At 70.1% G+C, this 26591-nt stretch carries 27 protein-coding genes; 13 read left to right on the top strand and 14 right to left on the bottom strand.

The features are described 5' to 3' along the window. Positions 1 to 18 precede the first annotated feature (18 nt). Complete coding sequence (locus MU407_RS00310; protein ID WP_102235293.1) at positions 19 to 495, bottom strand: cupin domain-containing protein; 477 nt, start codon at positions 493 to 495, stop codon at positions 19 to 21. 153 nt (positions 496 to 648) lie between these two features. On the opposite strand from MU407_RS00310, the gene MU407_RS00305 reads away from it, so the two are divergent. Next, entirely contained in the window at positions 649 to 1863 is a 1215-nt protein-coding gene (locus MU407_RS00305; protein ID WP_246954523.1) for a DNA recombination protein RmuC, read from the top strand. A gap of 53 nt (positions 1864 to 1916) precedes the next feature. On the opposite strand, the gene MU407_RS00300 is transcribed toward MU407_RS00305, so the two are convergent. Beyond that, positions 1917 to 3926 (bottom strand): VWA domain-containing protein, encoded by a 2010-nt coding sequence (locus MU407_RS00300; protein WP_246954521.1) that lies wholly within the window; start codon positions 3924 to 3926, stop codon positions 1917 to 1919. A gap of 146 nt (positions 3927 to 4072) precedes the next feature. Next, complete coding sequence (locus MU407_RS00295; protein ID WP_246954518.1) at positions 4073 to 5077, bottom strand: 4-hydroxy-3-methylbut-2-enyl diphosphate reductase; 1005 nt, start codon at positions 5075 to 5077, stop codon at positions 4073 to 4075. A gap of 137 nt (positions 5078 to 5214) precedes the next feature. On the opposite strand from MU407_RS00295, the gene xseA reads away from it, so the two are divergent. Further along, positions 5215 to 6573 (top strand): exodeoxyribonuclease VII large subunit, encoded by a 1359-nt coding sequence (gene xseA / locus MU407_RS00290; protein ID WP_102235296.1) that lies wholly within the window; start codon positions 5215 to 5217, stop codon positions 6571 to 6573. Then, positions 6570 to 6878, top strand: coding sequence for an exodeoxyribonuclease VII small subunit (locus tag MU407_RS00285; protein ID WP_246954516.1), 309 nt, complete (start codon positions 6570 to 6572; stop codon positions 6876 to 6878). Before xseA ends, MU407_RS00285 begins: the two co-directional genes overlap by 4 nt. A gap of 77 nt (positions 6879 to 6955) precedes the next feature. Here MU407_RS00285 and MU407_RS00280 read toward each other — a convergent pair whose 3' ends face one another. Further along, positions 6956 to 7603: a DUF4245 family protein gene (locus MU407_RS00280; protein WP_246954515.1), complete on the bottom strand. Its 648-nt coding sequence runs from the start codon at positions 7601 to 7603 to the stop codon at positions 6956 to 6958. A 149-nt stretch (positions 7604 to 7752) separates the two neighbouring features. Here MU407_RS00280 and MU407_RS00275 point away from each other — a divergent pair, with 149 nt between their 5' ends. The 3 genes from MU407_RS00275 to MU407_RS00265 all read left to right on the top strand — a co-directional run bounded on the left by MU407_RS00275 (position 7753) and on the right by MU407_RS00265 (position 11112). Further along, positions 7753 to 8664, top strand: coding sequence for a carbohydrate kinase (locus tag MU407_RS00275; RefSeq protein ID WP_246954513.1), 912 nt, complete (start codon positions 7753 to 7755; stop codon positions 8662 to 8664). Between the two features lie 110 nt (positions 8665 to 8774). Continuing rightward, on the top strand, positions 8775 to 10190 hold the full coding sequence (locus MU407_RS00270; protein ID WP_246954511.1) for a class II fumarate hydratase: 1416 nt from the start codon (positions 8775 to 8777) through the stop codon (positions 10188 to 10190). A gap of 97 nt (positions 10191 to 10287) precedes the next feature. Continuing rightward, on the top strand, positions 10288 to 11112 hold the full coding sequence (locus tag MU407_RS00265) for a hypothetical protein (protein ID WP_246954508.1): 825 nt from the start codon (positions 10288 to 10290) through the stop codon (positions 11110 to 11112). A gap of 226 nt (positions 11113 to 11338) precedes the next feature. Here MU407_RS00265 and MU407_RS00260 read toward each other — a convergent pair whose 3' ends face one another. Then, a complete protein-coding gene (locus MU407_RS00260; RefSeq protein WP_246954506.1) occupies positions 11339 to 11827 on the bottom strand; it encodes a DUF559 domain-containing protein in 489 nt (162 codons plus the stop codon). 941 nt (positions 11828 to 12768) lie between these two features. Between MU407_RS00260 and MU407_RS00255 the strand changes: the two genes are divergently transcribed. Beyond that, the gene (locus MU407_RS00255) at positions 12769 to 12954 is read left to right on the top strand and encodes a hypothetical protein (protein WP_102235302.1); all 186 of its coding nucleotides are present in this window, start codon (positions 12769 to 12771) and stop codon (positions 12952 to 12954) included. Next, entirely contained in the window at positions 12924 to 13154 is a 231-nt protein-coding gene (locus MU407_RS00250; protein WP_102235303.1) for a hypothetical protein, read from the top strand. The genes MU407_RS00255 and MU407_RS00250 overlap by 31 nt, the downstream gene beginning before the upstream one ends. 149 nt (positions 13155 to 13303) lie before the next feature. Here MU407_RS00250 and MU407_RS00245 read toward each other — a convergent pair whose 3' ends face one another. Both MU407_RS00245 and uppS read right to left on the bottom strand, forming a co-directional pair. Continuing rightward, on the bottom strand, positions 13304 to 14878 hold the full coding sequence (locus MU407_RS00245) for a PhoH family protein (protein ID WP_246954504.1): 1575 nt from the start codon (positions 14876 to 14878) through the stop codon (positions 13304 to 13306). Positions 14879 to 14997: 119 nt separating this feature from the next. Beyond that, complete coding sequence (gene uppS, locus MU407_RS00240) at positions 14998 to 15756, bottom strand: polyprenyl diphosphate synthase (RefSeq protein ID WP_246954669.1); 759 nt, start codon at positions 15754 to 15756, stop codon at positions 14998 to 15000. 272 nt (positions 15757 to 16028) lie between these two features. On the opposite strand from uppS, the gene MU407_RS00235 reads away from it, so the two are divergent. Next, on the top strand, positions 16029 to 16877 hold the full coding sequence (locus MU407_RS00235; RefSeq protein WP_246954501.1) for a hemolysin III family protein: 849 nt from the start codon (positions 16029 to 16031) through the stop codon (positions 16875 to 16877). Positions 16878 to 16890: 13 nt separating this feature from the next. On the opposite strand, the gene MU407_RS00230 is transcribed toward MU407_RS00235, so the two are convergent. Both MU407_RS00230 and mca read right to left on the bottom strand, forming a co-directional pair. Then, positions 16891 to 17331, bottom strand: a complete 441-nt coding sequence (locus MU407_RS00230) for a hypothetical protein (protein WP_246954498.1) — start codon at positions 17329 to 17331, stop codon at positions 16891 to 16893. After that, complete coding sequence (gene mca, locus MU407_RS00225; protein WP_102235306.1) at positions 17328 to 18239, bottom strand: mycothiol conjugate amidase Mca; 912 nt, start codon at positions 18237 to 18239, stop codon at positions 17328 to 17330. Before mca ends, MU407_RS00230 begins: the two co-directional genes overlap by 4 nt. A gap of 171 nt (positions 18240 to 18410) precedes the next feature. Here mca and MU407_RS00220 point away from each other — a divergent pair, with 171 nt between their 5' ends. Continuing rightward, positions 18411 to 18803 carry a DUF4307 domain-containing protein gene (locus MU407_RS00220; protein ID WP_102235541.1) on the top strand — a complete coding sequence of 131 codons (393 nt, stop codon included), beginning with the start codon at positions 18411 to 18413 and terminating at the stop codon, positions 18801 to 18803. A gap of 239 nt (positions 18804 to 19042) precedes the next feature. Then, complete coding sequence (gene greA, locus MU407_RS00215; protein WP_102235307.1) at positions 19043 to 19537, top strand: transcription elongation factor GreA; 495 nt, start codon at positions 19043 to 19045, stop codon at positions 19535 to 19537. Between the two features lie 110 nt (positions 19538 to 19647). Here greA and MU407_RS00210 read toward each other — a convergent pair whose 3' ends face one another. Further along, positions 19648 to 20811 (bottom strand): AI-2E family transporter, encoded by a 1164-nt coding sequence (locus MU407_RS00210; protein ID WP_102235308.1) that lies wholly within the window; start codon positions 20809 to 20811, stop codon positions 19648 to 19650. 152 nt (positions 20812 to 20963) lie between these two features. On the opposite strand from MU407_RS00210, the gene MU407_RS00205 reads away from it, so the two are divergent. Both MU407_RS00205 and MU407_RS00200 read left to right on the top strand, forming a co-directional pair. Next, positions 20964 to 21914, top strand: a complete 951-nt coding sequence (locus MU407_RS00205; protein ID WP_102235309.1) for an ABC transporter ATP-binding protein — start codon at positions 20964 to 20966, stop codon at positions 21912 to 21914. Beyond that, positions 21899 to 23614 carry a hypothetical protein gene (locus tag MU407_RS00200; RefSeq protein WP_246954496.1) on the top strand — a complete coding sequence of 572 codons (1716 nt, stop codon included), beginning with the start codon at positions 21899 to 21901 and terminating at the stop codon, positions 23612 to 23614. Before MU407_RS00205 ends, MU407_RS00200 begins: the two co-directional genes overlap by 16 nt. On the opposite strand, the gene MU407_RS00195 is transcribed toward MU407_RS00200, so the two are convergent. Genes MU407_RS00195 through alr form a run of 4 tightly spaced genes read right to left on the bottom strand, consistent with a single transcriptional unit; the run spans position 23602 to position 26585 of the window. After that, a complete protein-coding gene (locus MU407_RS00195; protein WP_246954494.1) occupies positions 23602 to 24120 on the bottom strand; it encodes a GNAT family N-acetyltransferase in 519 nt (172 codons plus the stop codon). The two genes, MU407_RS00200 and MU407_RS00195, sit on opposite strands and share 13 nt — an antisense overlap. 16 nt (positions 24121 to 24136) lie before the next feature. Then, complete coding sequence (gene tsaB / locus MU407_RS00190) at positions 24137 to 24859, bottom strand: tRNA (adenosine(37)-N6)-threonylcarbamoyltransferase complex dimerization subunit type 1 TsaB (protein ID WP_246954492.1); 723 nt, start codon at positions 24857 to 24859, stop codon at positions 24137 to 24139. Beyond that, positions 24859 to 25416: a tRNA (adenosine(37)-N6)-threonylcarbamoyltransferase complex ATPase subunit type 1 TsaE gene (gene tsaE, locus MU407_RS00185; RefSeq protein WP_246954490.1), complete on the bottom strand. Its 558-nt coding sequence runs from the start codon at positions 25414 to 25416 to the stop codon at positions 24859 to 24861. Before tsaE ends, tsaB begins: the two co-directional genes overlap by 1 nt. Further along, positions 25413 to 26585 (bottom strand): alanine racemase, encoded by a 1173-nt coding sequence (alr, locus tag MU407_RS00180; protein WP_102235313.1) that lies wholly within the window; start codon positions 26583 to 26585, stop codon positions 25413 to 25415. The genes tsaE and alr overlap by 4 nt, the downstream gene beginning before the upstream one ends. Positions 26586 to 26591 lie beyond the last annotated feature (6 nt).

Genomic DNA, 26591 nt, shown 5'->3' with positions numbered 1-26591 from the left:
TCGTCGGCGCTAACTCGATCAGGCGTGCTCGTCCGGCTTCTGGGCCGGGGGCTGCACGCTCCAGCTGGGCGGCTCATCCTTGCCGGAGGTCTCATCCAGCTCCGCGATCTCGGCAGTCTGCTGGACGATCCCCGGGGCGTGGTGCACCGGCGCGTACACCGAGTACAGGCGCAGCGGCTCATCACCGGTGTTGATGACGTCATGCCACACCCCGGCAGGCACCTGCACGCTCCATCCGTCCTCGAGATCCTGCTGGTAGTCCAGCTGATCCTCCGCCGGGCCCATCACCGCGCGGCCCTTCCCAGCGTCCACGCGCAGGAACTGGTCGGTGTCGTGGTGGATCTCCAGGCCGATCGACCCACCCACCGGGATCGACATCAGCGTCACCTGCAGGTACTTCCCGGTCCATGCCACGGTGCGGTACGCATCGTTGCTGCGGGTCTCGGTCTCGATATCGAAAGCGTTGGGCTGGGGTCCGTTGTCCGTCACGGCCATGTCAGGCTCCTTCCGTCGTCCTGCCTCCACCGTAGTGAGAGCTGGCTCACCGCGCGAGGGACGATCGGTCGGTTATCTCGTGGCCTGGGACCGACACCGTCGAGCACGCGTGTCGAGAACTCATCTGTCACACCCCCGTGGTGCAGTGGGAGCATGACCACTTCTGTCGCGCTGATGCTGGGCCTTGTCATCGGACTGCTGCTGGGTGCCGTGCTGGCCTGGCTGCTGCTGCGCGATCGTCTGCGCGCCGCCGCGGACACCGCCGCCCAGCAGGAGCAGACCGCGCGCACCCTTGCCCGTCTGGCCGATGAACGCTTCGAGCGCGACACCGCCCTGCGGGACGCCTCGGATCACGAGCGTGAGGCCCGGATGCAGCGCACCCTCGCGCCGATCACCGCGGCCCTAGATCAGATGGAGCGCTCCCTCGCCCGCACCGAGGAGGCCCGCAGCGAGGCCGACGGCTCCCTGCGCGCCCACCTGCAGCATCTTGCGCAGCAGACCCGAGAGCTGGGCACCGGGACCCAGGCCCTGACCTCCGCGCTGCGCGCCCCCACCTCCCGCGGCCGCTGGGGCGAGGTGCAGCTGCGCACCATCGTCGAGGCCGCCGGCATGCTCGAACACGTGGACTTCACTGAGCAGCTCACCGGGAAAAGGGCCGACGGGGAGGGTGCCCAGCGTCCGGACCTGGTCATCCACCTCTCCGGCGGGCGGGCAATCACCCTGGATGCGAAGGCGCCGATGGACGCCTACCTCGATGCGCTCGAGACGACAGATCCCGCCCACGCGGCCAAGCGCCGGGCCGCACATGCGAAGGCGCTGCGCCAGCACGTCGACGTGATCTCCACCAAGGGCTACTGGCGGGCCCTCGGCGACACCCCCGAGTTCACGGTCCTGTTCGTGCCCAGCGACGGGGTGCTCGCCGCCGCTCTCGAGGCCGAGCCGGGTCTGCTGGAGCACGCCTTCGCGCGGGACGTCGTGATCGCCTCACCGTCCACGCTCATGGCGCTGCTGCGCACCGTCGCCCACACCTGGCGCACCGATGCCCTGAATCGCGATGCCCGCACGGTACTGGAGACCGGTCGGGAGCTTCACCATCGCCTGGGCACCATGACCGCTCATCTGGCCCGGCTGGGACGTTCCCTCGATGCCTCCGTCGGGGCGTTCAACGAGACCGTCGGCTCCCTGCAGTCAAGGGTGATGGTCACGGCACGGCGCTTCGAAGACATGGACCTGACGGCCACCGCACTGCCGGAGATCGAGCAGCTCACGCAGCGCTCACGCACCCTGGATGACGCGCAGATCGCCGACCTCGCCACGGGGGATCACCGCGAGGCGACACAGGAGCAGCAGGACCGCCACAGCGCCTGAGCCCGCCCCGTTCGCGCGCGACGCTCAGCCCCGCCCGATCGGCCCCGCCGCCATCAGCGCAGGCGCCGCACCAGCACGACGGCGCCGATCGCGATCCCGGCGAGCGCCACGCCGGCTGCGAGACCGCCGAGCATCACCCACAGCATCGTCGGGATCCCGCCACCATCCTTCGATGCCGGCGGCGCCTCGAGGTCCACGCCCCCATCGGAGGCGACCGGCTCACCCCCGCCGTCGGAGGCCTCCGAGGCCTGTCCAGGGGCAGCGGCGGTCCGGTCCTCCGCAGAGGCCGCCCCCTGCCCAGTCAGCTCCGGGCCCTTCCCGGCCTTGCCCACCGTCTGCAAGTCCAGTACATAGGGCACCTCGAACAGCCGCTGCGCCGTGTAATCGGAGGGCACCATCGCCACCTGCAGGTAGTAGTCACCGGCCAGGAAGGAGCTGCGCGCCTCTGTGCCGCCGCCCTCCCGGTTCTTGAACTGCACGGGCGTGGCCTGGTTCAGCTGCATCACCAGGCCGGGCTTGGCCTTTCCGGAGAAGCCGCGAACGCTCGCATCGGTCACCGGTGGCTGCACCGTGTAGACCCCATCGCGCAACGGGGAGATGAGCTTCGCCTGCAGGCTGAGTTCCATGCCCTTCGGGGCGTCGAACTCGCCCACCCGCAGGGAGGCGCGGACCTGCTGCCCGTACTCCACGGGGATGCGGAAGAACTGCACCTCACCGGGGATGATCGTGCCGCGCATCGGCCTATCCTGCGCCGGAACGGCGGAGGCGAAGGAGAAGCCCGGCTGGATCTGCGCACCGTCCTTCGGGGCCGGCAGCGGATCGTGGGCGCGCACGTGCTGCGCAGCGGGCGGCAGGCCGTCGCGGTCCACCTCTTCCTCGGCGAAGAACTGGATCTCCACCGGCACCGCCTCGTCGATCGACGGGTCGCCGGTGCGCTCGACCTCGAGGATCACCGACCCGTCGGCGTCGGCGCCGAAACAGGTGAGGTTCTCGGTCTGGCCCATCCGCGGGGTGTCGATCGCCGCGGTGATCGGGCCCTCCCCCAGATCCGCCTCCGCCCGCGCCTGCACCTCACCCATCCGGCAGTCCACCCCGTCGGCATTGGACGTGCTGAGCGCAAGCTGCGCCAGCCGGTTGGTCTGCCCATCGCCGCCGGGCAGCACCATCGTGGCGCTCAGGTGGGCGATCTCCCCCGGGGCGAGCTGCAGACGATAGAAGCGGCTGAAGCCCTCGCCATCGTCGATCTGGGGGCTGCCATGCTCAAGGACGTCCAGGTAGGAGCCGGGCACCATGTCCACAGCGTCCTCGGCGCTGGTGCCGCCGGTGATGGGTTGGCCGTTGGTCGCATAGTTCTGGATGGCGCGGGTCATCTTCACCAGCAGCTCATCTCGCAGGGTCTCGGCATCGGAGGCATCGGCGAAGGTGCCGCCGGTCGCCTCGGCGATGCAGGCCAGTTCATCCCGCGCCTCCTGCTCGGCTTTGAAGCCGATGGTGTGGATGCGCAGCTCAGGATGTCTCTTCACGAGGTTTTTCGCGACCTCGCAGGCGGGCGGGCCACCGCACTCGTCGATCCCATCGGAGACCAGCACGATCGAGCGCATTTCCGCTTCCGGCAGCTCCTTCGCGGCCTTCTTCAGGGACAGACCGATGGGGGTGTACCCGGCGGGGGTGACGCCTTCGGTTTCACGAATGAGGGCGTCGCGGTCCAACCCCTCAGGGGCGACCAGCATCTTCACGTCCTTGCAGCCGGCTTCCTGGCTCGCGGCGGTCTGCGGATCGGAGTTGCCGTAGGTCATGAGGCCGACGGTCGCGTCCTCGGGCAGCATCGGCACGAGGGTGGTGATCGCTTCTTTGGCGACGTCCATGCGGCTGCGCCCACCGACGTCCTGGTCGCGCATGGAGCCAGAGGCATCCAGCACGAGCATCGACGGGGCGGTGCGACCGGTGTTGTAGCCCTCGGCGCGCGCTGCGGTGAGCATGCCGGGCACGGCCAGAGACAGGCCGCTCACGAGCAGCACCACGAGCAGCGCGGACAGCGGGCGCAGAAGAAGGCGGGAGCTCACCGGTCCATCATGACGGACGGGACGGCCCGGGCGGGCATCGGTCCGCTACCCATCCGCCCCCGGTCCACTCCCGATCCGCTCACGGAGGGCCGACGGGCCACCGGGGCTGCGGGGTGATCGAGCAGCGGGCCGCCCTGGGCCGCAGCTCAGGACTCGGCGGTGGCGCGGTCTCCGGTGGGCTTGGTGCGGCGGTCAGTCTCTCCGCGGGTCTTCATCTCCTGCCGCAGCTCGCGCGGGAGGGAGAACATGAGGTCCTCGGTCGCGGTGCGCACGGGCTGCACATCCCCATAGCCACGCTCGGCGAGCTCGGCCAGCAGCTGCTGGACCAGGATGTCCGGGACGGAGGCGCCGGAGGTGACACCCACGGTCTGCACACCCTCGAACCACTCGTCACGCAGCTCGGAGACGTTGTCGATGCGGTGGGAAGCCTTCGCTCCCGCTTCCTTGGCCACCTCCATGAGGCGCACCGAGTTCGAGGAGTTCGGGGAGCCGACCACGAGCACGAGATCCGCATCGGGGGCGATCTTCTTGACCGCAACCTGGCGGTTCTGGGTGGCGTAGCAGATGTCATCGCTCGGCGGGGACTGCAGCGTCGGGAAGCGTTCACGCAGCTTGTCGACGGTCTCCATGGTCTCGTCGACGCTGAGGGTGGTCTGCGACAGCCACACCACCTTCTCGGGGTCGCGCACGGTGACCTGGTCGACGTCTTCGGGGCCGTTGACGATCTGGACGTGCTCGGGGGCCTCCCCCGCCGTGCCCTCGACCTCCTCATGGCCCTCATGGCCCACCAGCAGAATGTCGAAGTCCTGGCGAGCGAAGCGCACTGCCTCCTTGTGAACCTTCGTGACCAGCGGACAGGTCGCGTCGATGGTGCGCAGGTTCCGCGCCTGAGCCATCTCGCGGACCTTCGGGGAGATTCCGTGGGCGGAGAAGATCACGAGGGAGCCCTCGGGGATCTCGTCGACCTCCTCGACGAACACGGCGCCCTTCTCCCGCAACCGATCCACCACGAACTTGTTGTGGACGATCTCGTGGCGCACGTAGACAGTCTCGTCGTAGTGCTCCAGGGCGCGTTCGACGGCGACCACGGCACGGTCGACGCCTGCGCAGTATCCGCGGGGCTCGGCAAGAAGAACGGTTCCGGTGCTCACCGCTCCATCGTAGGAGGTGAAGGTGCAGCGGGGCGATGAGGTGGGGCACTCCTCACCGGTCCTCCACAGTGCCCCTCCATCCACAATCCGGGCCGGCGGGGCCGTCTTCGTCGGGGGTGCGTGGAAGAGTGGGGGTCATGCAGAGCACCGCTGATTCCGCTGCCGACGCGCAGCCACCGCCCCGGCGCCCCCTCGCCGCGAAGGCCGCTGAGACCACGGCGGAGAACCCGTGGCCGCTGCGCATGCTCTCGCAGAAGGTCGGCGAGTACATCGCGCGGATGTCCCCGCTGTGGGTGGAGGGCGAGATCGTCCAGCTGAACCGTCGGCCCGGTGCGGGACTGAGCTTCATGACGCTGCGGGACGTCGAGGTGGACATGTCCTTCTCGGTGCCGGTGCGGGAGCATGTGCTGCGCTCCCTGCCGGTCGAGCCGGTGGCTGGGGCGCGCGTGGTGGTCCATGCCCGGCCCACGTTCTGGACCAAGCGCGGATCCCTGCAGCTGGAGGCCGATGACATCCGTCCCGTGGGGCTCGGGGAGCTGCTGGTACAGCTCGAGCAGCTGCGGCGCACCCTCGCCGCAGAAGGGCTGTTCGAGGCGCGGCGCAAGCAGCCGCTGCCGTTCTTACCGCAGGTGGTGGGACTGATCTGCGGGCGAGAATCCGCGGCGGAACGGGATGTGGTGGTCAACGCCCGTCGACGCTGGCCCGCGGTGCGCTTCGAGATCCGCGAGGTCGCCGTGCAGGGGGTGAAGGCGGTGCGGGAGGTGTCCGCGGCGCTGAAGGAGCTCGATGCCCGCGAAGACGTGGAGGTGATCGTCATCGCGCGCGGCGGCGGTTCCCTGGAGGATCTGCTGCCGTTCTCCGATGAGCAGCTGACCCGTCTGGTCGCGGCGGCCCGCACCCCGATCGTCTCCGCGATCGGCCATGAGGTGGACACCCCGCTGATCGACCTCGCGGCCGATGTGCGGGCCTCCACCCCCACCGACGCCGCCAAACGCATCGTCCCCGATATCCAGGCGGAGCTCGAGCAGCTCGAGCTGGCGCGCAGCCGGTTGCGCTCTGCCGTGCGCAGCCGCCTCGAGCGCGAACAATCAGCGCTAGATGCGCTGCGTTCCCGGCCCGTGCTGGAGGACCCCTCGAGCATCCTCGCCGGTCGCGCCGAAGAGATCCGCTCACGGATCGCGCTGGCCCGCACCCTGGTGGGGGCGCGGCTGGATCGCGCGGCCGATGAAGCGGAGCATCTGCATGCCCAGGTGCGCTCCCTCAGTCCGCTCGCGACGATGGAGCGCGGTTACGCCGTAGTGCAGCAGGCCGATGGCGCGATCATCCGCAGCCCCGAGGGCGTGGAGATCGGCCAGGCGCTGTCCATCCGCGTGGCCGGCGGCCGCTTCGGTGCGGAGCGCACCGCCGAGGACCCGTACATCCCACCGACGGCACCCGCCGCATCGGCTGACCCCCACGACCCCACGACCGCTGATTCTTCTGAGGAGACCGCATGAGCCCCCGTTCCCAGAGCACCGATCCCGCGCCCGAAGCCGCTGCCGGGCCCGTCACCCCTGATACCGCCGGGCAGGCCGAGTTGCCCGCGGACATCGCCGACCTCAGCTACGAAGCCGCGCGTGACCAGCTCGTGGAGGTGGTGCGGCGGCTCGAATCCGGACAGGGCGGGCTCGAGGAGTCCATCGCCCTGTGGGAGCGCGGGGAGATGCTGGCCCGGCGCTGCCAGCAGTGGCTGGACGGGGCGCGTGAGCGTCTCGAGGATGCGGTGGCGGCCCGTCGCGAAGCCGAGCAGGAAGACAGCTGAGGGCGGGGGCTCCTGCGTGAGCACAGGGGCTCCGGCGTGAGCGCCAGCGTCAGCGGATCGAGATCAGCAGATCAAACTCAGCGGATCGAGGTCAGGGCAGCGGTCGCCAGCTCCTCGAGCTCCTCGCGCGGGGCCTCACCGTGGACCAGCAGCCCGGTGTCCTCGGCCTGGCAGGTGATGCCGGTGCGTCCGGCTCCCTCACCGCTGCCGGTAAGGACCTGGCAGTCGGCGCCCTCCATCGTCAACTCCTCGCTGACCGTCGCACCCGGCAGCGCCGAGGACAGCAGCGGCGCCCCGATCTCCGCCTCCTGCACCAGGGTCACGAGCGATCCCTGCGGTGAGGAGTAGCGGATGCTCCAGCGGGGCTGCTCGCCATCGGTGAAGCGGGCCGACTGCTCGCTCCACTCCTCCCCCATCTGCGGCACCGCCACCGGGAAGGGCGCGATCTCCTCAGCGCGCTGCGCGCTCTGCGCGACATCGACCTGCGAGTTCGGCAGCGGCGTGCGCTCCAGATCGCTGCCCACCCCGAAGAACGCGATGCCCACGACCACCACGACGGCCACCGTCAGCGAGAGTGCCCAGATCATGTTGCGCAGCACCGTGTTCTTGCGCGAGGGCAGCTCATAGGCGGACTTCGGACGGGGCTGCTGGGCGGGGGCGGCCGGGCCCGCTGCGGGGACCGATCCTGATCCGGGAGTCGGGCTATCGGGGGAGGAATCCTGCATGCCCCCATTGTCCCCGGATTCAGGAGGCGCTGCTTCCGGCCCTGCCGAGCTCCGGTTGCCCGGGCACATCCCGCGCGATGGCGCGAACTGCTCCCCCACCCGGCACCGGCGCGGTCGCAGGCGCTCGCGAAACCTGCGATGATCGACGGGTGACCGCCAGATTCCTCATCACCGGAGAAGCTCTCACCGACATCGTCGTGGATGCCGAGGGGGCCCGCGCCGAGCACCCCGGGGGCTCGCCCATGAACGTGGCCGTGGCGCTGGGACGCCTGGGCCATGAATCCTCTCTGCTGACCCGCGTGGGCAGCGATGCGCGCGGCGACCAGATCCGTGAGCACCTGCAGGCCTCGCACGTCGAGCTCACCCCCGGCAGCTCCGTGGACGCCCCCACCTCCACCGCCACCGCGACCCTCGATGCCACGGGCGCGGCGAGCTACGAGTTCGATCTGACCTGGGAAGTGGACCCCACGGGCCTGCCCGAGCAGGTCGATGCCGTGCACACCTCCTCGATCGCCGCCGTCCTGGACCCGGGCGCGCAGACCGTCGCCGACGTAGTGCGCCGCTACCGCGAGAGCGCCACCATCAGCTACGACCCCAATGCCCGCCCCACCCTCATGGGCGAGCCCGACGACGTGCGCGGACGCATCGAAGCGATGATCGCCCTGTGCGATGTGGTCAAGGCCTCCGATGAGGACGTGGCCTGGCTGTACGGCACCGAAGACGTCGAGGATGTGGTGGGCTCCTGGCGCCGCCTGGGCCCGAGTCTGGCCGTCCTCACCCGCGGCAGCGATGGCGCCGTGGGCTTCGCCGATGCCGGCCGCGTGCAAGTCGCCGGGGTGCCCGTCGAGGCCGTCGACACCGTCGGCGCCGGAGACACCTTCTCCGCCGGCATCCTCGACGCCCTGGCCGCGAAGGACCTGCTGGGCGCGGACCGCCGCGAGCAGATCGCCGGCATGCCCTCCGATGACCTCGCCACCGTGCTGCGCCGCGCTGCAGCACTCGCGGCGATCACCGTGTCCCGGGCCGGGGCCAACCCGCCCTGGAGCCACGAGCTGACCTGACCGATCGGGCCGACGGCGCACAGCACCGTCGGCCCTTCCCCGTGCGCGCACAATGACCGTGCCGCCATTCCCCGTGCCCCGCGCACCCGACCTCCCAGGGAGAACCACTGATGACCCAGACCCCCGCCACCAGCACCGACAGCGAGTTCCGCATCGAGCACGACACGATGGGTGAGGTCCGCGTCCCCGCGGCCGCCCTGTACCGCGCCCAGACCCAGCGCGCGGTGGAGAACTTCCCCATCTCCGGGCAAGGTCTGGAGAGCGCCCACATCCACGCCCTCGCGCAGGTGAAGAAGGCCGCGGCCCGAGCGAACCAGGAGCTCGAAGTGCTGGATGAGGCGATCGCCCGCGCGATCGTCGCCGCGGCCGATGAGGTGATCTCCGGGGCGCATGATGACCAGTTCCCCGTGGACGTCTACCAGACCGGCTCCGGCACCTCCTCGAACATGAACATGAACGAGGTCCTCGCCACGATCGCGACGCGCGCCGGCACCGACGTGCACCCCAACGACCACGTCAACTGCTCGCAGTCCTCCAACGACGTGTTCCCCACCTCCGTGCATGTGGCGGTCACCCAGGCCGTGGTGGAGAAGCTGCTGCCGGCCCTCGCGCATCTGGCGGAGGCGCTGGAGGTGAAGGCGGAGGCGTGGAAGGACGTCGTGAAGTCCGGCCGCACCCACCTGATGGACGCGACTCCGGTGACGCTGGGCCAGGAGTTCGGCGGCTACGCGGCGTCGATCCGCTACGGGATCGAGCGGGTCGAGGCAGCGCTGCCGCGCACCGCGGAGGTCCCGCAGGGCGGCACCGCCGTGGGCACCGGCATCAACACCCCCGCCGGTTTCCCGCAGAAGGTCATCGCGAACCTGTGCGAGCAGACCGGGCTGCCGCTGACCGAGGCGCGCAACCACTTCGAGGCCCAGTCCAACCGCGATGGCCTGGTGGAGATGTCCGGGGCGCTGCGCACCATCGCCGTGTCCGTCACGAAGATCGCCAATGACCTGCGCTGGATGGGCTCGGGCCCGAACACTGGCCTGGGCGAGCTTGCGCTGCCGGATCTGCAGCCCGGCTCCTCGATCATGCCCGGCAAGGTCAACCCGGTGATCCCCGAGGCCGTGCTCATGGTGTGCGCGAAGGTGGTGGGCAACGATGCGGCGATCGCCTGGGGCGGCGCGCAGGGCGCCTTTGAGCTGAACGTCCAGATCCCGCTGATGGGCACGAGCCTGCTGGAGTCCATCCGCCTGCTCGCCAACGCGTCCACCGTGCTGGCCGACAAGACCGTGGATGGCCTGGTCGCCAACGAGGAAAAGGCTCGGTTCTACGCGGAGGCCTCCCCCTCGATCGTCACGCCGCTGAACAAGCTGATCGGCTACGAGAACGCTGCGAAGATCGCCAAGCACGCGGTGGCCGAGCAGATCTCCGTGCGGGAAGCCGCGCTGGCGCTCGGCTTCGTGGAGCGCGGCGAGCTGACTGAACAGCAGCTCGATGACGCGCTGGATGTGCTGTCGATGACCGCGCCGAAGGCCTGAGGCGGGCCTTCCGGGCGGCGGGCGCAACAGCCGTGGGGCAGCCCTGATTCCATAAGACACTCTGGACCTGTCCAGATTCATCCGTTGGACTTAGTCCATGTCTCACGATGCACCGCGGTCATTCTCGCGCCGCCGCTTCGCGCGCGGCGTCGCGTGGACGTTGCCCACCACTGTGCTCGCCACCACAGCTCCCGCGATCGCCGCCTCGGCCTGCCCGTCGAAGTCGGTGCAGCTGATCGATGACGCGTTCCAGGAGGCAAAGAAAAATCTGCAGTGCAATGGCAGGCCCATCACGCTGGAGATCAACTTCTATCAGCCGCTTGCGGCGAATGATTCCTCTGCGACCGATGCCTACGTGAACATCAAGAACCTTTCGAGTTGCACCATGACGTTCTCGAAAGACTTCCCGCTGGAGATCGATATCGCGGTGCGAGCCGCGAAGACTCGGACCGTCACCAACCGGCGAAGCCTCACCGGGGTGCGGACCAGCTGGGGCACGCGAACGCGGGATGACAGCATGCCGGTCACCGGAGCAGAGGGCGAAGTCCATCACAAGATCAGCTGGGGGTTCTTCGGAAAGCTCCCCGGCCAGGGTCTCGGCGATAATGAAGCGGATCTGGTCATCGGCTTCGGCGACGGCGCGACCAGAGTCATCGGCCAGCGCCTGACGAGCTATCTCGAGGTCACTCCCCTGGCGCAGTCCGGTGCACCGTCGTGGTCCTACCTCCAATCTCTCGGGGTGGGAGTCGAGTGTTTCGACTATTACGCGGAACGGCTGTCCGCCTGGGACTCCCCGGTCGAGTGGGTATACAGCGGTCCCCTGTCCAGCGGCCCCCTCTCCGCGGGCACCACGCTCGATTCCCGCGTCAGCGGCAACTATTCGAGCGTCAAGGGCGAACCCTCAACCAATGGGATCTGGTGACCCTCGGTCGGCACGGGCGCGACTCGGCAGGCATCTCGCGCAGCAGGGTCCGCAGCGGTGACCCTCGGCCGGCACGGGCGCGACAGTCTCTGAGCCGCCACAACGTCACCGGCGGGCGCCAGCGCTGCACAGCTGGCACATACACCACCACCGTCCCTCACACGCCACCCCATGACCCCCCACCGCCTTCACCTGACAGGGCAAGGGCAGTGCTTCCCCCACCGCCTCACGCGGCCGGCAGGGCCCGGCGATGCTCGCGGCGGCGCAGGATCTCCTGAAGCATCTGAGTGGTGTTCTCCCAGGTGATGAAGACCTGCTCCCACGTGAGCCGCGTGACGCGGTAACCCCTGGCCGCAAGCGCGAGATCACGTTCACGATCCCGCTGGTACTGCAGAGGGTCGTCATGGAACTGCCTGCTGTCACATTCGATCACCCAGGTGTTCCCCACCAACAAGTCCACGCGCACACCGCGGAGGATCTGGACCTGGCTCCGTACAGGCACGCCCCGCTGCTCAAGCCACCACCGCACCGCCGTCTCGGTGCCGGACTGCGCGTCAGAGCGCACGCGAGACAGCGACTCTCTCAGCCGTCCAGGCAGTGGCTCGAGAACCTGGTGGAGCTCGGCACGCCTCAGAGCGCCTTGTTCCAGTGCGGATTCGATGAGGATTGCGGCATAGACCAGGCTCTGGCAACGCGCTGCATGCTGCAGCGTCATGATGATCCCGGGCACGGGCTCCGAGTCCGGCCACGAACGCAGTCCTGAACCATGCAGCACAGCGGGTTCCGGTGCGCACAGGCGGCCCGTGGCGGCATCCTCTCGGGGGACGAGCTGGCCGCTTCGCGCTTCACGTCGCCGACGGATCGGTGTCAGCGCGAGCCCTGTCACGGTGTCCCCCGTGGCACGCGGCCGGTACACATGCACGCCCTGTGAGGGCGGGACCCACAGTCCGTGCAGCGCCGCGGCATCCAGGCAGGTGGGGCGCAACCCCTGCCCGAGCACGGCCACCAGGTCAGCCGGGGCCTCCGCGGTCACGTACCACTGTCCGACGGGACGAATCACGCCCTGTCGCACAAGAGCCCGCCGCTCGCGTAGCTCCGGCAGGAGCCCAGACAGCTCAGTCTTGAGAATGACGCCGCGTACCTTCATGTCCCCCAGCCCAGCACCGTCTCCGTCGTCAGAGGTGACGATGAGAGCGGCTGTGGATGACGGGGCATTGTGGAGGGTGTTGGACCGGGGCCCGACCGGTCGAGCAGGAGCCGGAGCCGGGGCCCGACCGGTCGAGCAGGAGCCGGAGCCGGGGCCCGACCGGTCGAGCAGGAGCCGGAGCCGGGGCCCGACCGGTCGAGCAGGAGCCGGAGCCGGGGCCCGGCCGGTCGAGCCGGAGCCTGGTCCGCGGCGCGTGCACCGCCGTACTCGGGAGCCACCGTCGCGCGATGGCGCATAGCGGCAGGAGGTGGCATATATGCCAGCTATGTCTGCCAGGCGCCCGTCCGCGATGTGGTCGAACCGGACTGGAACCGCCGTGCTCCACAAGACGCCCGTCCCCGACGCGGCCTGCCCGCCACACCTCCAGCGGCAGGGCAGCCGACGCCGCTTTCCCCGCCCGTTGAGCCTCCCCTTGACCCAGAGCGCACTCCAAGTGATGTGCTCTGCGCATGATCACCCATCTCGCCCTGCTCCCCTTCACCCTCGCAACCGCCATGCAGCTGCTCGCCCTGCTGGCCCTCCGCCAGGGAGCCGCTGAGACCGGTATCGCCGGCGCGCAGCTCGCCCTGCCGACCACGGCCTACATCACCGGGCCCTCGCCTGCGTGGCCTCCCTCGGCCTCGCGATCGCAGTAGCGCGCCAGCCCGCTCCCGGCGATGCCCTCACCGCGCTGGCGCGCACGGCCGGGATCGCCGCCACCGGACTGGTCATCCTCGGTCCGCTGCTGTGGGGCCATGCGATCGGACAGTTCACGATCTCCCACCACCTGGGGCGGGCGCTCCTGCTCGCGCCTGCTCTCGTGCTGTACTGCTGGCATGTCTCTGCTCATCGGTGAGGTCGCCGCGCGCTCGAGCAGGACCTCGCCGAGCGCATGGAGCATCTGCGCGCCGCACAGGGACTGCTGGATGCCCGGACCCGCGAGCTGGACGCCGGGGAGCCCTACAGCGAGGAGCTGCTGGGCTGCTAGCCGGGCCCCGTCGCCGCTCACAGCACCGGCGCATCCAGCACGTCGGTGACCAACTCCGCGACCTTGGACCGCTCGGAGCGCTGCAGGGTGATGTGGGCGAACAGGTCCTTCTCCTTGAGCGCCTCGACCACGGAGGCGATCCCGTCGTAGCGGCCGATGCGCAGGTTGTCGCGCTGGGCCACATCATGGGTGAGGACCACGCGGGAGTTCTGGCCGATGCGCGAGAGCATCGTCAGCAGCACGTTGCGCTCGAGCGACTGCGCCTCATCGACGATCACGAAGGCGTCATGGAGGGAGCGGCCGCGGATGTGGGTCAGCGGCAGCACCTCGAGCATGCCGCGCGAGAGCACTTCGTCGATGACGTTCTGCGAGACCATCGAGCCGAGCGTGTCGAACACGGCCTGCCCCCAGGGCCCCATCTTCTCGCTCTGGTCACCGGGCAGGTAGCCGAGCTCCTGCCCGCCCACCGCGAACAGCGGCCGGAACACCATGATCTTGCGCTGGCTGCGCCGCTCGAGGACCGCCTCGAGCCCCGCGCACAGGGCCAGGGCGCTCTTGCCGGTGCCGGCCCGGCCGCCGAGGGACACGATGCCGATGGATTCGTCCTGCAGCAGGTCGATGGCGATGCGCTGCTCGGCGGATCGACCGGACACCCCGAACACCGTCTGGTCCCCGGGCACCAGGCGCACCCGCTTGTCCTTGGTCAGCCGGCCCAGCGCCGAACCGCGCGGGCTGGTGAGCTTCAGCCCGGTGTGCATCGGCAGGTGCGCGATCTCGGGGACGTCCACGAGCTCCCCGTCGTACAGGTCCTTCATGGCCTGCTCGTCGATCTCGGCGGTGGCCATGCCGTTGTAGCCGCGGTCGCGCGCAAGCTCCGCCCGGTACTCCTCCGCGTGGATGCCGGAGGCGGAGGCTTTGATGCGCATGGGCAGATCCTTCGAGACCAGCACCACGTTCTTGCCCTCGAGCTGCAGGTTCTTCGCGACAGCGAGGATGCGGGTGTCGTTGTCACCCAGGCGGAACCCGTCCGGCAGCGAAGCGACGGACATGTGGTTGAGCTCCACATGCACGTGCCCGCCGTCCTTGCCGATAGGCAGCGGCACGGAGAGGTTGCCGTGCTGGGCGCGCAGGTCATCGAGGATCCGCAGGGCCTGGCGGGCGAAGTAGCCGAGGTCGGGATGGTGGCGCTTGGCCTCCAGCTCGGTGATCACCACGATCGGCAGCACGATGTCATGCTCGGCGAAGCGGTGCAGGGACAGCGGATCGCTGAGCAGCACGGAGGTGTCCAGCACGTAGGTGATCACGCCGGTCTCGAGCTCCGCGAGGACCTGCTGGGCGGTGCCGGGGGCGAGGGAGGGCACGACGGGGGTGCCATCGGGATTCGCGGGGCCGGCTTCGACCACCGTGCCGCTCGGTGCCACAGCTCCGGCCGATGCCATGGTGTCGGCCGCCGCGGCTGTGCTGGCCGACGTGGCTGCGCTGCTGGCCGACGCGGCGGTGCCGACGGGGGCGCTGGGACCTGTCCTCTCCGGTGAGGGTGCGGGGCCGGTGCCGGCGGGCATCGTCTCGCGGGCGGTGATGGTCTCGTCCATGGGAGCCTCCCCGTGATCGTGCGCTTGCATGGACCATAGCGGCGCCGGTCCCCGCGCTCGGGCACGTCGTGGCGGCGCGGTGCGGACGTTCACCCGATCGTCATCGGGAGTTGTGTTCCTCAGGCCCCGTAGCGGCGTTCGCGGTGGCAGTAGTCCCGCAGGGCTCGCAGCAGGTCCACGCGGCGGAAGCCCGGCCAGTTGGTCTCGCAGAACCAGTACTCGGAGTGCACGGACTGCCACAGCAGGAACCCGGAGAGGCGCTGCTCCCCGGAGGTGCGGATGATGAGGTCCGGGTCGGGCTGACCGCGGGTGTACAGGTGTTCGCCGATCCCCTCGGCCGTGATCGCGGCGGCGAGCTGCTCACCCTGCAGACCCTGCGCGGCCAGGTCCGTGACGAGCTCGCGGACAGCGCCGACGATCTCCTCGCGCCCTCCGTAGCCGATGGCGACGTTGACGGCCAGGTGCTTGCGGGGCGCGGCATCCTCCTGGGCGCGGGTGATCGCGGCGCGCACACCCTCCGGGAGGTCCTGCGGGCTGCCGGCCAGGTGCACCCGGTACCCGGCCTCCAGGATGCGGTCCACGGTGTCGGTGATGATCTCGTACAGCGCCACGAGCTCCTCTGGCGGGCGGCGCAGGTTGTCGGTGGAGAGCATCCACACTGTCACCAGTGGGATGTCGAGATCTTCGCACCAGGAGAGGAACTCGACGATCTTCTGCGCACCCCGCCGATGGCCCTGCTCGGTGGTGGCGCCGGTGGCCTTGGCCCAGCGGCGGTTGCCATCCACGATCACGCCCAGATGCTGGGGCAGGTCGAGGGTCTCGAGCTCCTTGGTGAGGCGCCGCTCGTAGACGCGGTAGAGCAGCCCGTCATCGGCCATCGGAACCTCCCTCCCCTGCTGCGCTCTGCCGAGCCGCACTCGCATCACGAGCCCGGTCATCGGCGCCCGGTGATCCTCCGGGTCTGACCCATTATCGGCCACGGCAGGCCACGCGCTGCTCTCTGCGCGGAATCCACACCGGACAGACACAGCCGGCCGTCTCCCGAGCAGCAGACACTCGCAGATCCCGCCGCGAACTCCTCGCCCCCGCGCCGGTCTCGAATCCTGCCGACGGTCTCGTAACCTACGGCCTCGTAGGTTACGGTTGCGCCATGCACACCACGCTGCGCCAGGGCCGCGCCTCCGGCCCCTCCCCCGCCGAGGCGCCCACCACCGCTGGAAGCGCCGCACAGGAGCTCACCGCCGCGGTCGCCGAGAGCGGTGGGACCCTCGAGGTGGCCGATGAGGATCTGCCCACCGCCGAGAAGTTCCCCTTCGCCCCGCGCACCCTGACCCGGGCGATGGCGCGCCGCGCCACCCAGCTGGGACTGCAGCTGCCCAAGCCGCGGCTGCGCGGCATGCTGCACCTGATCGCCTTCCCCACCTCGCTCGTGGCCGGGCTGGTGCTCGTCGCCCTCGGGCAGACCCTTCCCGTGCGGCTCGCGAGCGCCGTGTTCGTTCTCACCGCCGCGATGCTGTTCGGCATCAGCAGCGTCTACCACCGCGGCACGTGGACTCCGCAGCGCGCCGTGATCCTGCGCCGTTTCGATCACGCGAACATCTTCCTCATCATCGCGGGGACCTACACCCCGCTGGCGGTCGCGCTGCTCGAGGGGCGTGCGGCCATCACGCTGCTGGCGATCGTGTGGGGCGGGGCGCTGCTGGGCGTGTGCTTCCGTCTGTTCTGGACCGGTGCGCCGCGCTGGCTGTACGTGCCGGCGTATATGGCGCTCGGCTGGGTGGCCGTGTTCTACATGCCGCAGCTGCACGCCGGGGGCGGCTGGGCGGTGGTGTGGCTGCTGATCGCCGGTGGGGTCGCCTACACGGCGGGCGCGGTCATGTATGCGCTCAAGCGCCCGAACCCCTCATTCGTATGGTTCGGCTTCCACGAGATCTTCCATGCCGGCACCCTGATCGGCTTCGGCTGCCACTTCGCCGCGGTGCTGGTCTCCGTGCTGTGAGCGCGCCGACGCTTCAGCGCCCCGTCGGCTCCGCCCCGGGACCATCCTCCGGCTCGGCCGACGGCTCTCCCTCATGCGGCGGCTCCTCGAGGCCCGAGCGCGGCTCGACCGGCTCCTGCTGCGCGGTGCCCTCCGCCTCCTGCTGCGCAGCGTCCTCCGCGGCGTCATCCTCTGCTCCGCTCACGCCGCCATCACGCTGCGGATCCTGCCCCCGCGCCCGCTGATCGGCCTGCTCCTGGCGGGCCATCCGCTCGGCGACGCGATCCTGCGCCTGGACTCGACGGGTGCGGCGCGTCATATCCACCACGAGCAGCAGCACCAGCAGGGCGAGCACGAACATCGCGAAGAAGCCCGGCAGCCCTGGGGAGACGGTGACGAGGTTGAACTCCTCCCCGTCCGAGGGGCCCGGTGCGGCGTGCAGCAGCGCGGGCAGCAGCCGCAGGTCGCCGCTCATGCCTGGGCCTGCAGCTCGTCGTGGCGCAGCCCCGCGAACAGGTCCGTCTCCGGCAGTCGCACCCCGATGCGGGAGATGTGCAGCTCGTAGTCCTCGGTCCCCCAGGCCTCATGCTCCACATCGTGGGCGATGCGGAAGAAGGGCCCATCGGGATCCACCTGGGTGGCGTGGGCGCGCAGCGCATCATCGCGGATCCCCAGGTATTCACGCACATCGATACGGGTGGTCAGCAGACGGTCGTGGCTCTCGTCGTAGCGCTGCAGCATCGCATCGAGCTCCTCGCTGGGAGTCCCGCGGCCATGCAGGAATCGGGTGATTGCGCTGAAGCGCTGCCGATGGAAAGCATTGATGTAGTACAGCTTCGCCACCGCCCAGGGCTCGCCGAGCTCCGGCGCATAGTCCCGGTCCGCAGCGAGGTCGAAGGCCATGAGGCTCACCCGGTTGACCATGATGTGATCCGGGTGCGGGTAGCCGCCGTTCTCGTCGTACGTGGTCATCACGTGGGGGCGCAGCCGCCGCAGCGCCGCCACCAGGGGGCGGGCGGCCTCCTCGACGGGGAGGGTCGCGAAGCTGCCCTCGGGCAGCGGCGGCAGGGGGTCGCCCTCGGGCAGTCCCGAGTCCTCGAAGCCCAGCCACTCGTGGTCCACGCCCAAGATGTCCCGCGCCGCCTCCATCTCGCGGCGCCGCACCGCGGGCAGAGTCTGGGCGGTCAGCTCCGGGTCATTGCGCAACCGCGGATTGAGCACATCGCCACGCTCCCCACCGGTGCAGGTGATGACAGTCACCTGTACGCCCTCGCGGGCATAGCGCGCGGTGGCGCCGGCGCCCTTGGACGATTCATCGTCCGGGTGGGCGTGGACGGCCACCATGCGCAGGGGCTCGTCGGGGGCGGGACGCTGCACGGTCACGAGGCTCCTCCCAAGTCGTGGGGTGGGGCGGCTGCCCCGCGGGGGTGGTGGCGCCGTCAATGCCGCCCGACGGGGTCGGGGCGGGGCGCTCATCCTCGTGGGATCGTACGCCACCTGTGGGAGAAGCTCATGGTCGCCGCGGTGATCCTCACGATGGGCGAGAATGGCTGCATGCCCGATGTCAGCTCCCGTCTCGCAGACCGCTACGGCGGCCCTCTCGTGTCCGCCTCCACCGCCCGGATCCTCGTGACCCTCGGCGCGGTGGCGTTCCTCGCGGTCGTGGTGGTCGTGGGGATGCGGCTGGCCACGCCGGCGGTGCGCGCCGATGTGATCTCGTATGAGCATCTGGCCGATGACCAGATCGGCGTCGGCTTCGTGGTGACGATGGACCCCGGCACGGAGGCGAGCTGCCGCATCCAGGCGCTGAACAAGGGCCGCGCCCAGGTCGGCTTCGTCGAGGTCGCCGTACCGGCGCAGACGGCCCGACAGTCCACACACCACGTCGAGATCGCCACCCAGGGCGAGGCGGTCTCCGCGGAGATCGTCCGCTGCGACGCCCGCTGACCGCGCAGCGACCACCGCGCCCGGTGACCGTGCAGCGGCGGCCGCAGTCCTCGAATGCGCCACAGCCGACCCGTCGGTCCTCGGGTTTCGCGCGACAGTGTGTAAAATAGCTCGGAACCGGTAGCGTGCCGGTCATCATCACCCGCACACGGGGCGCATGAGGACATGTGCCCCGTGATTCGCGTTCAGGGGCCCTCGTATCGGGCCCCTGCGCCACAGACATCGACAGGAGTGACCCTATGAGCGACCAGCCGAACGGCACCTGGCTCACCCAGGACGCGTACGACCGCCTGGCGAAGGAGCTCGAGGAGCTCGAGGGCCCCGGCCGCACCGAGATCACCGAGCGCATCGCCGCGGCTCGGGACGAGGGCGACCTCAAGGAGAACGGCGGCTACCACGCCGCCCGCGAGGAGCAGGGCAAGATGGAGGCCCGCATCGCGGACCTCAAGCATCTGCTGAAGCACGCCGTGGTGGGCGAGGCGCCCAAGGATGATGGCGTCGTCGAGCCCGGCATGGTCGTGAAGATCTCGATGGCCGGTAAGGAGCGCACGTTCCTGCTGGGCAACCGTGAGATCGCCGACGATGAGGAGAACCTCGAGGTGTTCTCCTCGCAGTCCCCGCTGGGCAGCGCCATCCAGGGCTCGAAGGTGGGTGACACGGTGGAGTACACCGCGCCCAACGGGAAGTCCTTCCCGATCGAGATCCTGCGCGCCAAGCCTTACCGCTCGGCCTGAGCCCCGTCGGCCCGCTGCGGCCGGCCCCGTACACGAGCGCGGCCCCGTCCCGGTGATTCCGGGGAGGGGCCGCGCTCTTCGTCGTCGCGATGCGGGATGCCTGCGCGGCGTCAGCTGTGGCGGCGCCTGCCCGTGAGCTGGGCGAAGTGCTCCTGCAGCGCGACGTCCTCCCCCATATCCGGGTCGGGGTCACGCCCCACCATGTACAGCACCGTGGCGTTGACGAAGGCGATCACCGGGATCGCGAACAGCGCGCCGGGGATCCCGGCGATGATCGCGCCGGTGGCGACCCCGAGGAACACCGCCAGGGGGTGCAGCTCCACGGCCTTGCCCATGAGGAAGGGCTGGAGCACATTGCCCTCCAGCTGCTGCACCGCCAGCACAATCACGAGCATGATGATCGCGCCCACCCAGCTGTTGAGCACGAGCACCAGCAGGACGGCGATCGCTCCGGAGACGACCGCTCCCACCAGCGGGATGAAGCTGAACAGGAACACCAGCAGCCAGATCGGCACGGCGTAGGAGCCGAGCCCCAGCCCCACCATGCCCAGCGCGATACCGGTCGCGTCCACGGCGGCCACGAGGATCTGGGTGCGCATGTAGGCCGACAGCGCCTTCCAGCCGCGGCGGAACGCCTCATGCGTGGGCACCCGAGCCTCCGGCGGCAGCAGACCGATGACCCACCGCCAGATCCCGGTGCCGCTGGAGAGCAGGAAGAACAGTGTGAACAGGCAGATCAGGATGCCGGTGCCGATGTTGCCGAGCACCGCGGCGGTGCTGAGCGCACCGGTGACCAGCTGATCGGCGTTTTTCTGCAGCTGCTCGAGACCCTCGTCGATCGCGGCGTTGACCGTCGGGGTCTTCACCTGGAAGGTGGTGGTCACCCAGTCCACGAGGTTCTGAAAACCGGTGACGGCCTTGTCCTGGATATCCGCCCACTGCGCGAACAGCTGCCGACCGGCCAGGGTGAACATCCCCGCGATCACCAGCAGCAGGCCCAGCAGGGCGATGCCGCTTGCGGCAGCACGCCCCAGGAAGGTGTAGCGGGTCAGGACCCGGACGATCGGCGCCAGCATCGAGGCCAGCAGCACAGCGATCAGCACCGGGATGACGATGGTGGTGATCTTCAGCAGCGCCCACACCACCAGGGCGCCGGCGGCGAGGATCAGCATCAGACGCCAGGACCAGGCGGCCAGGCGCCGGATCCCCAGCGGGATCTCCTCGACCTCGGGCGCAAGGGCCGGTGGCCGGGGCGTGGGGCGAAGCTTGGACATGAGGCTCCTTCCATGAGCCGGACGGCTCAGCGAAATCCTAGTGGGCCCCGCCCACTGCGCCCTCAACCGGCAGGTGGATTGCCGACGAAGGTCGGAGAAACCCTCTCCGAGCGGGGGACCGACGCTATGGCCACAGGGTCTAGCGTGAAGGCATGTCTGAGACGAGCCCGCACTCCCCCACTCCGTTGCCACCCGATGGGTCCGTCCCCGACGCGGCGCCTGGCCGATCCGGATCCGGCGCGTCGGATCTCGGCGCGCCAGCACCTGACGCATCGGACCCCGACACCCCTGCCCCGGCACCGCTGGCCGGCGTGGCAGCCCCGATCGCCGCAGATGCGGCACGCCCCGAGCAGGCCGCCCTGTCCCTGCGCGGACTGCGGAAGTCCTTCGGCAAGACGGAGGTGGTCCACGGCATCTCCCTGGACGTCCCGCGCGGCTCCTTCTACGGGATCGTCGGCCCCAACGGCGCCGGTAAGACCACCACGCTGTCGATGGCCACCGGTCTGCTGCGCCCCGATGCGGGGACCGCACATGTGCTGGGGCACGACATGTGGACCACGCCGCTGGAGGCGAAGGCCCGGCTGGGCGTGCTGGCCGATGGGCTGCGCACCTTCGACCGGCTCACCGGCCGAGAGCTGCTGAGCTACGTCGGTCTGATCCGCGGGATGGAGCCCGACGTCGTGACCGAGCGCAGCGACTCACTGCTGGCCGCCCTGGACCTCGCCGGTGAGGACGGCAAGCTCGTGGTGGACTACTCCGCCGGCATGACCAAGAAGATCCTGCTGGCCTGCGCGCTGCTGCACGCACCGCGCCTGCTGGTGCTCGATGAGCCGCTGGAGGCCGTCGACCCGGTCTCCGGGCAGGTGATCCGCAAGATCCTCACCGCCTATGTCGAGGGCGGCGGCACCGTGGTGCTCTCGAGCCATGTGATGGAACTGGTGGAGGGGCTGTGCAGCCATGTGGCGATCATCTCGGGCGGCGAGCTGCTGGCCGACGGGACGCTGGATGAGGTGCGGCAGGGCGGTTCGCTCGTGCAGACCTTCATCGATCTGGTGGGCGGCGGAGACGTCGCGGAGGGGAGCCTGTCGTGGCTGGAGTCCTGACGCATGAGCACGCTGCGACCGCCGCTGCCCAGGATGTCCACCATGGGCAGGTCAGCCAGAAGGATCTGATCCGGGGACTGGCCCGGCTGCGGTGGACGCTGTGGAAGCGGTCCTACCGCAAGAACATCGGCAAGCTCATCGGCACGATCATCGGAGCGCTGTACGGGATCGGCGCCATGGTGGCCCTGGTGTTCATCTTCCTGGGCACCACGCTGTGGGCCGGTGAGGGAACGGTGTTCCCCGCAATCATCCGCGGGCTCGGCGCGCTGACAGTCCTGCTGTGGGTTCTGGTCCCGCTATTCGCCTTCGGCGTCGATGACACGCTGGATCCCCGGGCCTTCGCCCTATACCCACGCAGCGCCCGCAACCTGCAGCCCGGGATGGCCGTCGCCGCAGCGCTCAGCCTGCCCAGCCTGTTCACCCTCATCGCGATCCTCATCGCCACCGGTTTCGAAGCCCTGTGGCTGGTGCTGTTCGGGCAGGGCATCGGCTGGGTGGTCGCGGCGATGATCGCGCTGCTGCCGGCGAATCTGGCGGGCTTCGTGCTGTGCCTGCTGCTGCTGCGGGCAGTGTTCGCGCACTCCGCCTCCCGCTCCTCCTCCCGCAGCGGTCGGGAGCTCGGCGGGATCGTCGCGTTTTTGGGCATGTTCGTGCTGATCTACGCCGCGTCCCTGCTCATGCAGCGCATCCCGGATGCTGTCGCCGTGGTGGACCTCTCCCTGCTGTCACGCATCGTGGAGGGTCTCGCCTGGACCCCGGTGGGGGCACTGTTCTCGGTGCCGATGGACCTGGCCGAGGGCCGGGCACTCACCGCAGCGCTGCGAGCACTGATCGGCACGGCGACCATCGTGCTCGTATGGCTGTGGTGGCGGCGCTCTATCGACGCCTCGCTCACCTCCGCGCTGGCCGGTGATGCATCCTCGGGCACCACCAGCGTCTCGCCGCTCGTGCCGCGCTTCGTGCCATCCGGGCCGTTCGGCGCGGTGCTGGGCAAGTCGCTGCGGTACTGGCGGCGGGACACCCGCTACCTCGCAGCGCTCGGCATCTACCCGATCGTCGTGGTGTTCCTGGTGGCGATGGGCTTCGTGCTGCCGGAGTCGCGCGCGATGATGCTGGGCATGGTCATCTTCATGCTGGGCATGAGCGGACTCAGCCTCGCCAATGAGATCGGTTTCGATGGCCCCTCCGGCTGGGTGAACATCACCGCATCGCTCCCGGCCCGCGCGAACCTGCTGGGGCGGGTGGCGGCGCAGGCGCTGCTGATGGGCCCGCCGGCCCTGCTCCTGTCGACGCTGATCCCCCTCGTCTTCGACATGCCGGAGATGATCGGCCTGTTCGTCCTCGGCGTGACCGGCGCGATGATCGCCGGCTGGGGAATCTCCATGCTGATCGCGACGCTTATGCCGTATCCGGCGTCCCCGCCCGGCACGAATCCGATGAAGGACAAGTCCGCGAGCTCCGCGAATGCGATGCTCGCCATGACCGTGTCGATGCTGGTGCTGCTCCTCGCCCTGGCACCGGCGATCGGTGTGGGGATCTGGGGAGCCGCCGTCGGCAGCACCGGACTCACGCTGCTGGCTGGGGGCCTGGCGATTCTCGCCGGGGCGATCGTGTTCGTCGTCGGCCTGCTCCTGGCGGAACGGCGGCTCGAGGCGCAGTATCCGGATCTGTTCCAGAAGGTGCGGGATTACGCGTCCTGACCGGGGGTCTTTCCCGCGAGGGTACGCTGCATGACCAGGGCGTCGATGCTGCGGCCGCGCAGGCGGTAGTAGCCGCGGCGCCGCGCAATCTCCTCATACCCGGCCGCGGCGTAGAACGCGCGGGCGCGGGAGTTGTCCTCGCGCACCTCGAGCAGCATGCGCTGCGCTCCCTGGGCGCTGGCCTGCTGCTCGCACCAGGCCAGCAGGGCACGACCGATGCCGCGCCCAGGGTGGAGGGTGCCGATGGTGTGCAGGTCCGCGGTGTCCCCGGCGAGCATGATCCCGGCATAGCCGAGCAGCTCACCGCTCGCATCGGCCCCCGTCGCGGCGATGACGTAGCGGCGGTCGGGGTGCTCGATCTCCGCGGCGAGCTGGAAGACGGTCCAGGCTTCGTCGGGGAACAGCTCGAGCTCCGCGAACGCGATCGCTTCGACATCCTCGAGGGTGACGGGGCGCAGGGCCCACGGCCCCGTGCCCCCGTCGGCTCCGCCTGGGGTGTCGGGCATATCGGGATCGAGCATGTCAGCGCTGCCGCCGGGCATCGGGCAGACCCAGGGCGCTCTTACGAGCGGTGGGCTTCGCGGCATCAGGCTCGCGCAGGTACAGCGGTTCGGTGCTCGCAAGGTCCGCGCCGCGGGCGGTCTGCCGGGCGGCGGCGAGGATGAGGTGCCCGGCGTCGGCGTGGGGCATGTCGGCGGTGGCGGGCAGCAGCTCGGGGTACAGGGCGCAGCCGGAGCCGACGAGGACATCGCAGGCTGTGAGCTCCGCGGCGACCTCGGCGGGGGCGTCCACGGCCGGGTCGGCGATGCGCTCCACGTGCCCGTCGGCGGTGCGGCGGTAGCGGGCGTGGTAGACCTCGCGGCGCCGCGCATCCAGCGCCACACCCACCGTGGTCTGGCCGGTCGAGCGCGCATGCTCAGCCAGCGCCTGGTGCGCGAGAGCATCCAAAGAGCTGAGTCCCACCAGAGGCACCCCGAGCACCGCGGCGATGGTGCGGGCGGTCACCAGGCCCACCCGCAGTCCGGTGAAGGGGCCGGGGCCGCGGCCGACCACGACGCCGGTGAGATCACGGCGCGTGATGCCGGCCTGCGTGAGGGTGTCCTCGATGAGGGCGAGAAGCATCTCGTCGTGGTGGCGGGCACGCGCATCGGTGCGCACGGCGAGGACCTCGGGGGCGGGCCCGTTCAGGGCGCCGCGAGCCACGGCGATGCTCACCGCCCCGGATGTGTCGATCCCCAGCAGCATCAGTGCGTCTCCTCATCCTGGGGGGCGCGGACCAGCCCGTCAGCCCCCGTGATCTGTGCCAACAGGGCCGCGAGGCCCTCCCGGGCGGCGGTGTCCCAGCGGGGCCCGTACCCGGTCATGACCAGGGTGCGGGGTTCATCGGGGTCGCTGGGGTCCTCCACCGCGGCGGGGCGCTCGAGCTCGATGAGCAGCACCGAGTCGGCCAGGTGCTCCACGCGGTCCCGGCCCCACTCGACGACGGTCACGGCCCGATCCAGGTCCGCATCGAGGTCCAGGTCGTCGATCTCTCCCTCTCCGCCGAGGCGATACGCGTCCACGTGCACGAGCGCGGGGCCGCCGACGAGGCTGGGGTGCACCCGTTCGATGACGAAGGTCGGGGAGGCGACGGGGCCGCGGACCTGCAGACCCGCCCCGAGGCCCTGGGTGAAGGTGGTCTTCCCGGCGCCGAGCGGACCGTCCAGGACCAGCAGATCCCCGGCCTTCAGGGCGGCGGCCAGGGTGCGGGCCACGTGGCGGGTGCCCTCGGCGTCGCGGGTGCGCACCGTCAGGCGCGTCATGCGCGCACCTCCCGCGCCACCCGCCCGGAAATCGAGGTGAGGATTTCGTAGGGAAGCGTGCCGGCGGCAACCGCCCAGTCCTCGGCCGAGGGCGCCGAGGGGCTCTCGGGGTCCCCACCGGCGTCGCCAAAGAGGAACACCTCATCGCCGGCCTGTGCGGTGCTGTCCGGCCCCAGGTCGATGACGATCTGGTCCATGGAGATGCGACCCACCTGGGGGGCGAGCTGGTCACCGCCCTCGGCGCGCACCAGGACGTGGCAGCGATCGGAGGCGGCACGGTGCAGCCCGTCGGCGTACCCGAGGGGGACCAGGCCCAGACGGGTGGTGCGCGTGGTGTGGTAGGTGCGGGAATAGCCGATGCTCTGCCCCTCGGGGACCTCCTTGACGAGGGCGAGGCGGCTGGTGAGGGTCATCGCGGGACGCAGTGGCACCTCGGAGGGCACGGGCGGGTAGCCGTACAGGGCGATGCCGGGCCGGACGATGTCACGGTGCAGGTCAGGCCGGGTGAGCGTGAGCGCGGAGTTCGCCAGGTGCTGCAGCGGGATGGGGCCGACGATCTCCTCGAGCAGCGTGCACGCGGAGTCGAAGGTCTCCACCTGCTGATCGGTGGCGGGGTCGTCGGGGTCCTCGGCGCTGGTCATATGGGTCCAGGCGGCGGTCAGGCCCAGGAAGTCGTCCTCCCGGATGGTGATGGCGACCTCGCGCACCTGCCAGGGCATGACGCCGCCGCGCCCCATGCCGGTGTCGATCTTCAGGTGCACGCGAGCGCGGCGCTCCACCTGGTGGGCGGCCTCGGAGACGAGGGCCAGCATCTGCGGGGAGGAGACGGCCACATCGATCCCGGCGCCGATGACATCGGGCAGCACAGCCCGGGCGGTCACCGGTTCGTACAGCCAGGTGAGGATCTGGGCGTCGAGCCCAGCGCGGTGCAGGGCGAGCGCGCTCGCGGGATGGGCGACGCCCAGCCAGGTCGCACCGCCTTCGAGGGCGGCGCGGGCGGCGGTGAGCATGCCGTGGCCGTACCCGTCGGCCTTCACCACGGCCATCAAGGCAGTGTGCTCCTCCAGGAGGGTTCCGAGCGCCCGGGTGTTCTGCGTGATCGCGGAGGGGTCGATCACGGTGCGGCTGGGCAGATGCCGGGGATCCTCGGCGGGCATGGGCAGGCTCATCGGGCT

Origin of the sequence: Brachybacterium sp. Marseille-Q7125, assembly GCF_023062615.1 — a bacterium.
Taxonomy (GTDB): domain Bacteria; phylum Actinomycetota; class Actinomycetes; order Actinomycetales; family Dermabacteraceae; genus Brachybacterium.
This window is presented reverse-complemented; position numbering and strand designations above follow the sequence as displayed.

Bases quoted from the DNA above. Each gene is read 5' to 3' on its own strand.
- MU407_RS00310 (WP_102235293.1), bottom strand. From the start codon at position 495: ATGGCCGTGACGGACAACGGACCCCAGCCCAACGCTTTCGATATCGAG.
- MU407_RS00305 (WP_246954523.1), top strand. From the start codon at position 649: ATGACCACTTCTGTCGCGCTGATGCTGGGCCTTGTCATCGGACTGCTG.
- xseA (WP_102235296.1), top strand. From the start codon at position 5,215: ATGCAGAGCACCGCTGATTCCGCTGCCGACGCGCAGCCACCGCCCCGG.
- MU407_RS00285 (WP_246954516.1), top strand. From the start codon at position 6,570: ATGAGCCCCCGTTCCCAGAGCACCGATCCCGCGCCCGAAGCCGCTGCC.
- MU407_RS00280 (WP_246954515.1), bottom strand. From the start codon at position 7,603: ATGCAGGATTCCTCCCCCGATAGCCCGACTCCCGGATCAGGATCGGTC.
- MU407_RS00270 (WP_246954511.1), top strand. From the start codon at position 8,775: ATGACCCAGACCCCCGCCACCAGCACCGACAGCGAGTTCCGCATCGAG.
- MU407_RS00265 (WP_246954508.1), top strand. From the start codon at position 10,288: ATGTCTCACGATGCACCGCGGTCATTCTCGCGCCGCCGCTTCGCGCGC.
- MU407_RS00260 (WP_246954506.1), bottom strand. From the start codon at position 11,827: ATGACGCTGCAGCATGCAGCGCGTTGCCAGAGCCTGGTCTATGCCGCA.
- MU407_RS00255 (WP_102235302.1), top strand. From the start codon at position 12,769: ATGATCACCCATCTCGCCCTGCTCCCCTTCACCCTCGCAACCGCCATG.
- MU407_RS00245 (WP_246954504.1), bottom strand. From the start codon at position 14,878: ATGGACGAGACCATCACCGCCCGCGAGACGATGCCCGCCGGCACCGGC.
- uppS (WP_246954669.1), bottom strand. From the start codon at position 15,756: ATGGCCGATGACGGGCTGCTCTACCGCGTCTACGAGCGGCGCCTCACC.
- MU407_RS00235 (WP_246954501.1), top strand. From the start codon at position 16,029: ATGCACACCACGCTGCGCCAGGGCCGCGCCTCCGGCCCCTCCCCCGCC.
- MU407_RS00230 (WP_246954498.1), bottom strand. From the start codon at position 17,331: ATGAGCGGCGACCTGCGGCTGCTGCCCGCGCTGCTGCACGCCGCACCG.
- MU407_RS00220 (WP_102235541.1), top strand. From the start codon at position 18,411: ATGCCCGATGTCAGCTCCCGTCTCGCAGACCGCTACGGCGGCCCTCTC.
- greA (WP_102235307.1), top strand. From the start codon at position 19,043: ATGAGCGACCAGCCGAACGGCACCTGGCTCACCCAGGACGCGTACGAC.
- MU407_RS00210 (WP_102235308.1), bottom strand. From the start codon at position 20,811: ATGTCCAAGCTTCGCCCCACGCCCCGGCCACCGGCCCTTGCGCCCGAG.
- MU407_RS00205 (WP_102235309.1), top strand. From the start codon at position 20,964: ATGTCTGAGACGAGCCCGCACTCCCCCACTCCGTTGCCACCCGATGGG.
- MU407_RS00195 (WP_246954494.1), bottom strand. From the start codon at position 24,120: ATGCCCGACACCCCAGGCGGAGCCGACGGGGGCACGGGGCCGTGGGCC.
- tsaB (WP_246954492.1), bottom strand. From the start codon at position 24,859: ATGCTGCTGGGGATCGACACATCCGGGGCGGTGAGCATCGCCGTGGCT.
- tsaE (WP_246954490.1), bottom strand. From the start codon at position 25,416: ATGACGCGCCTGACGGTGCGCACCCGCGACGCCGAGGGCACCCGCCAC.
- alr (WP_102235313.1), bottom strand. From the start codon at position 26,585: ATGAGCCTGCCCATGCCCGCCGAGGATCCCCGGCATCTGCCCAGCCGC.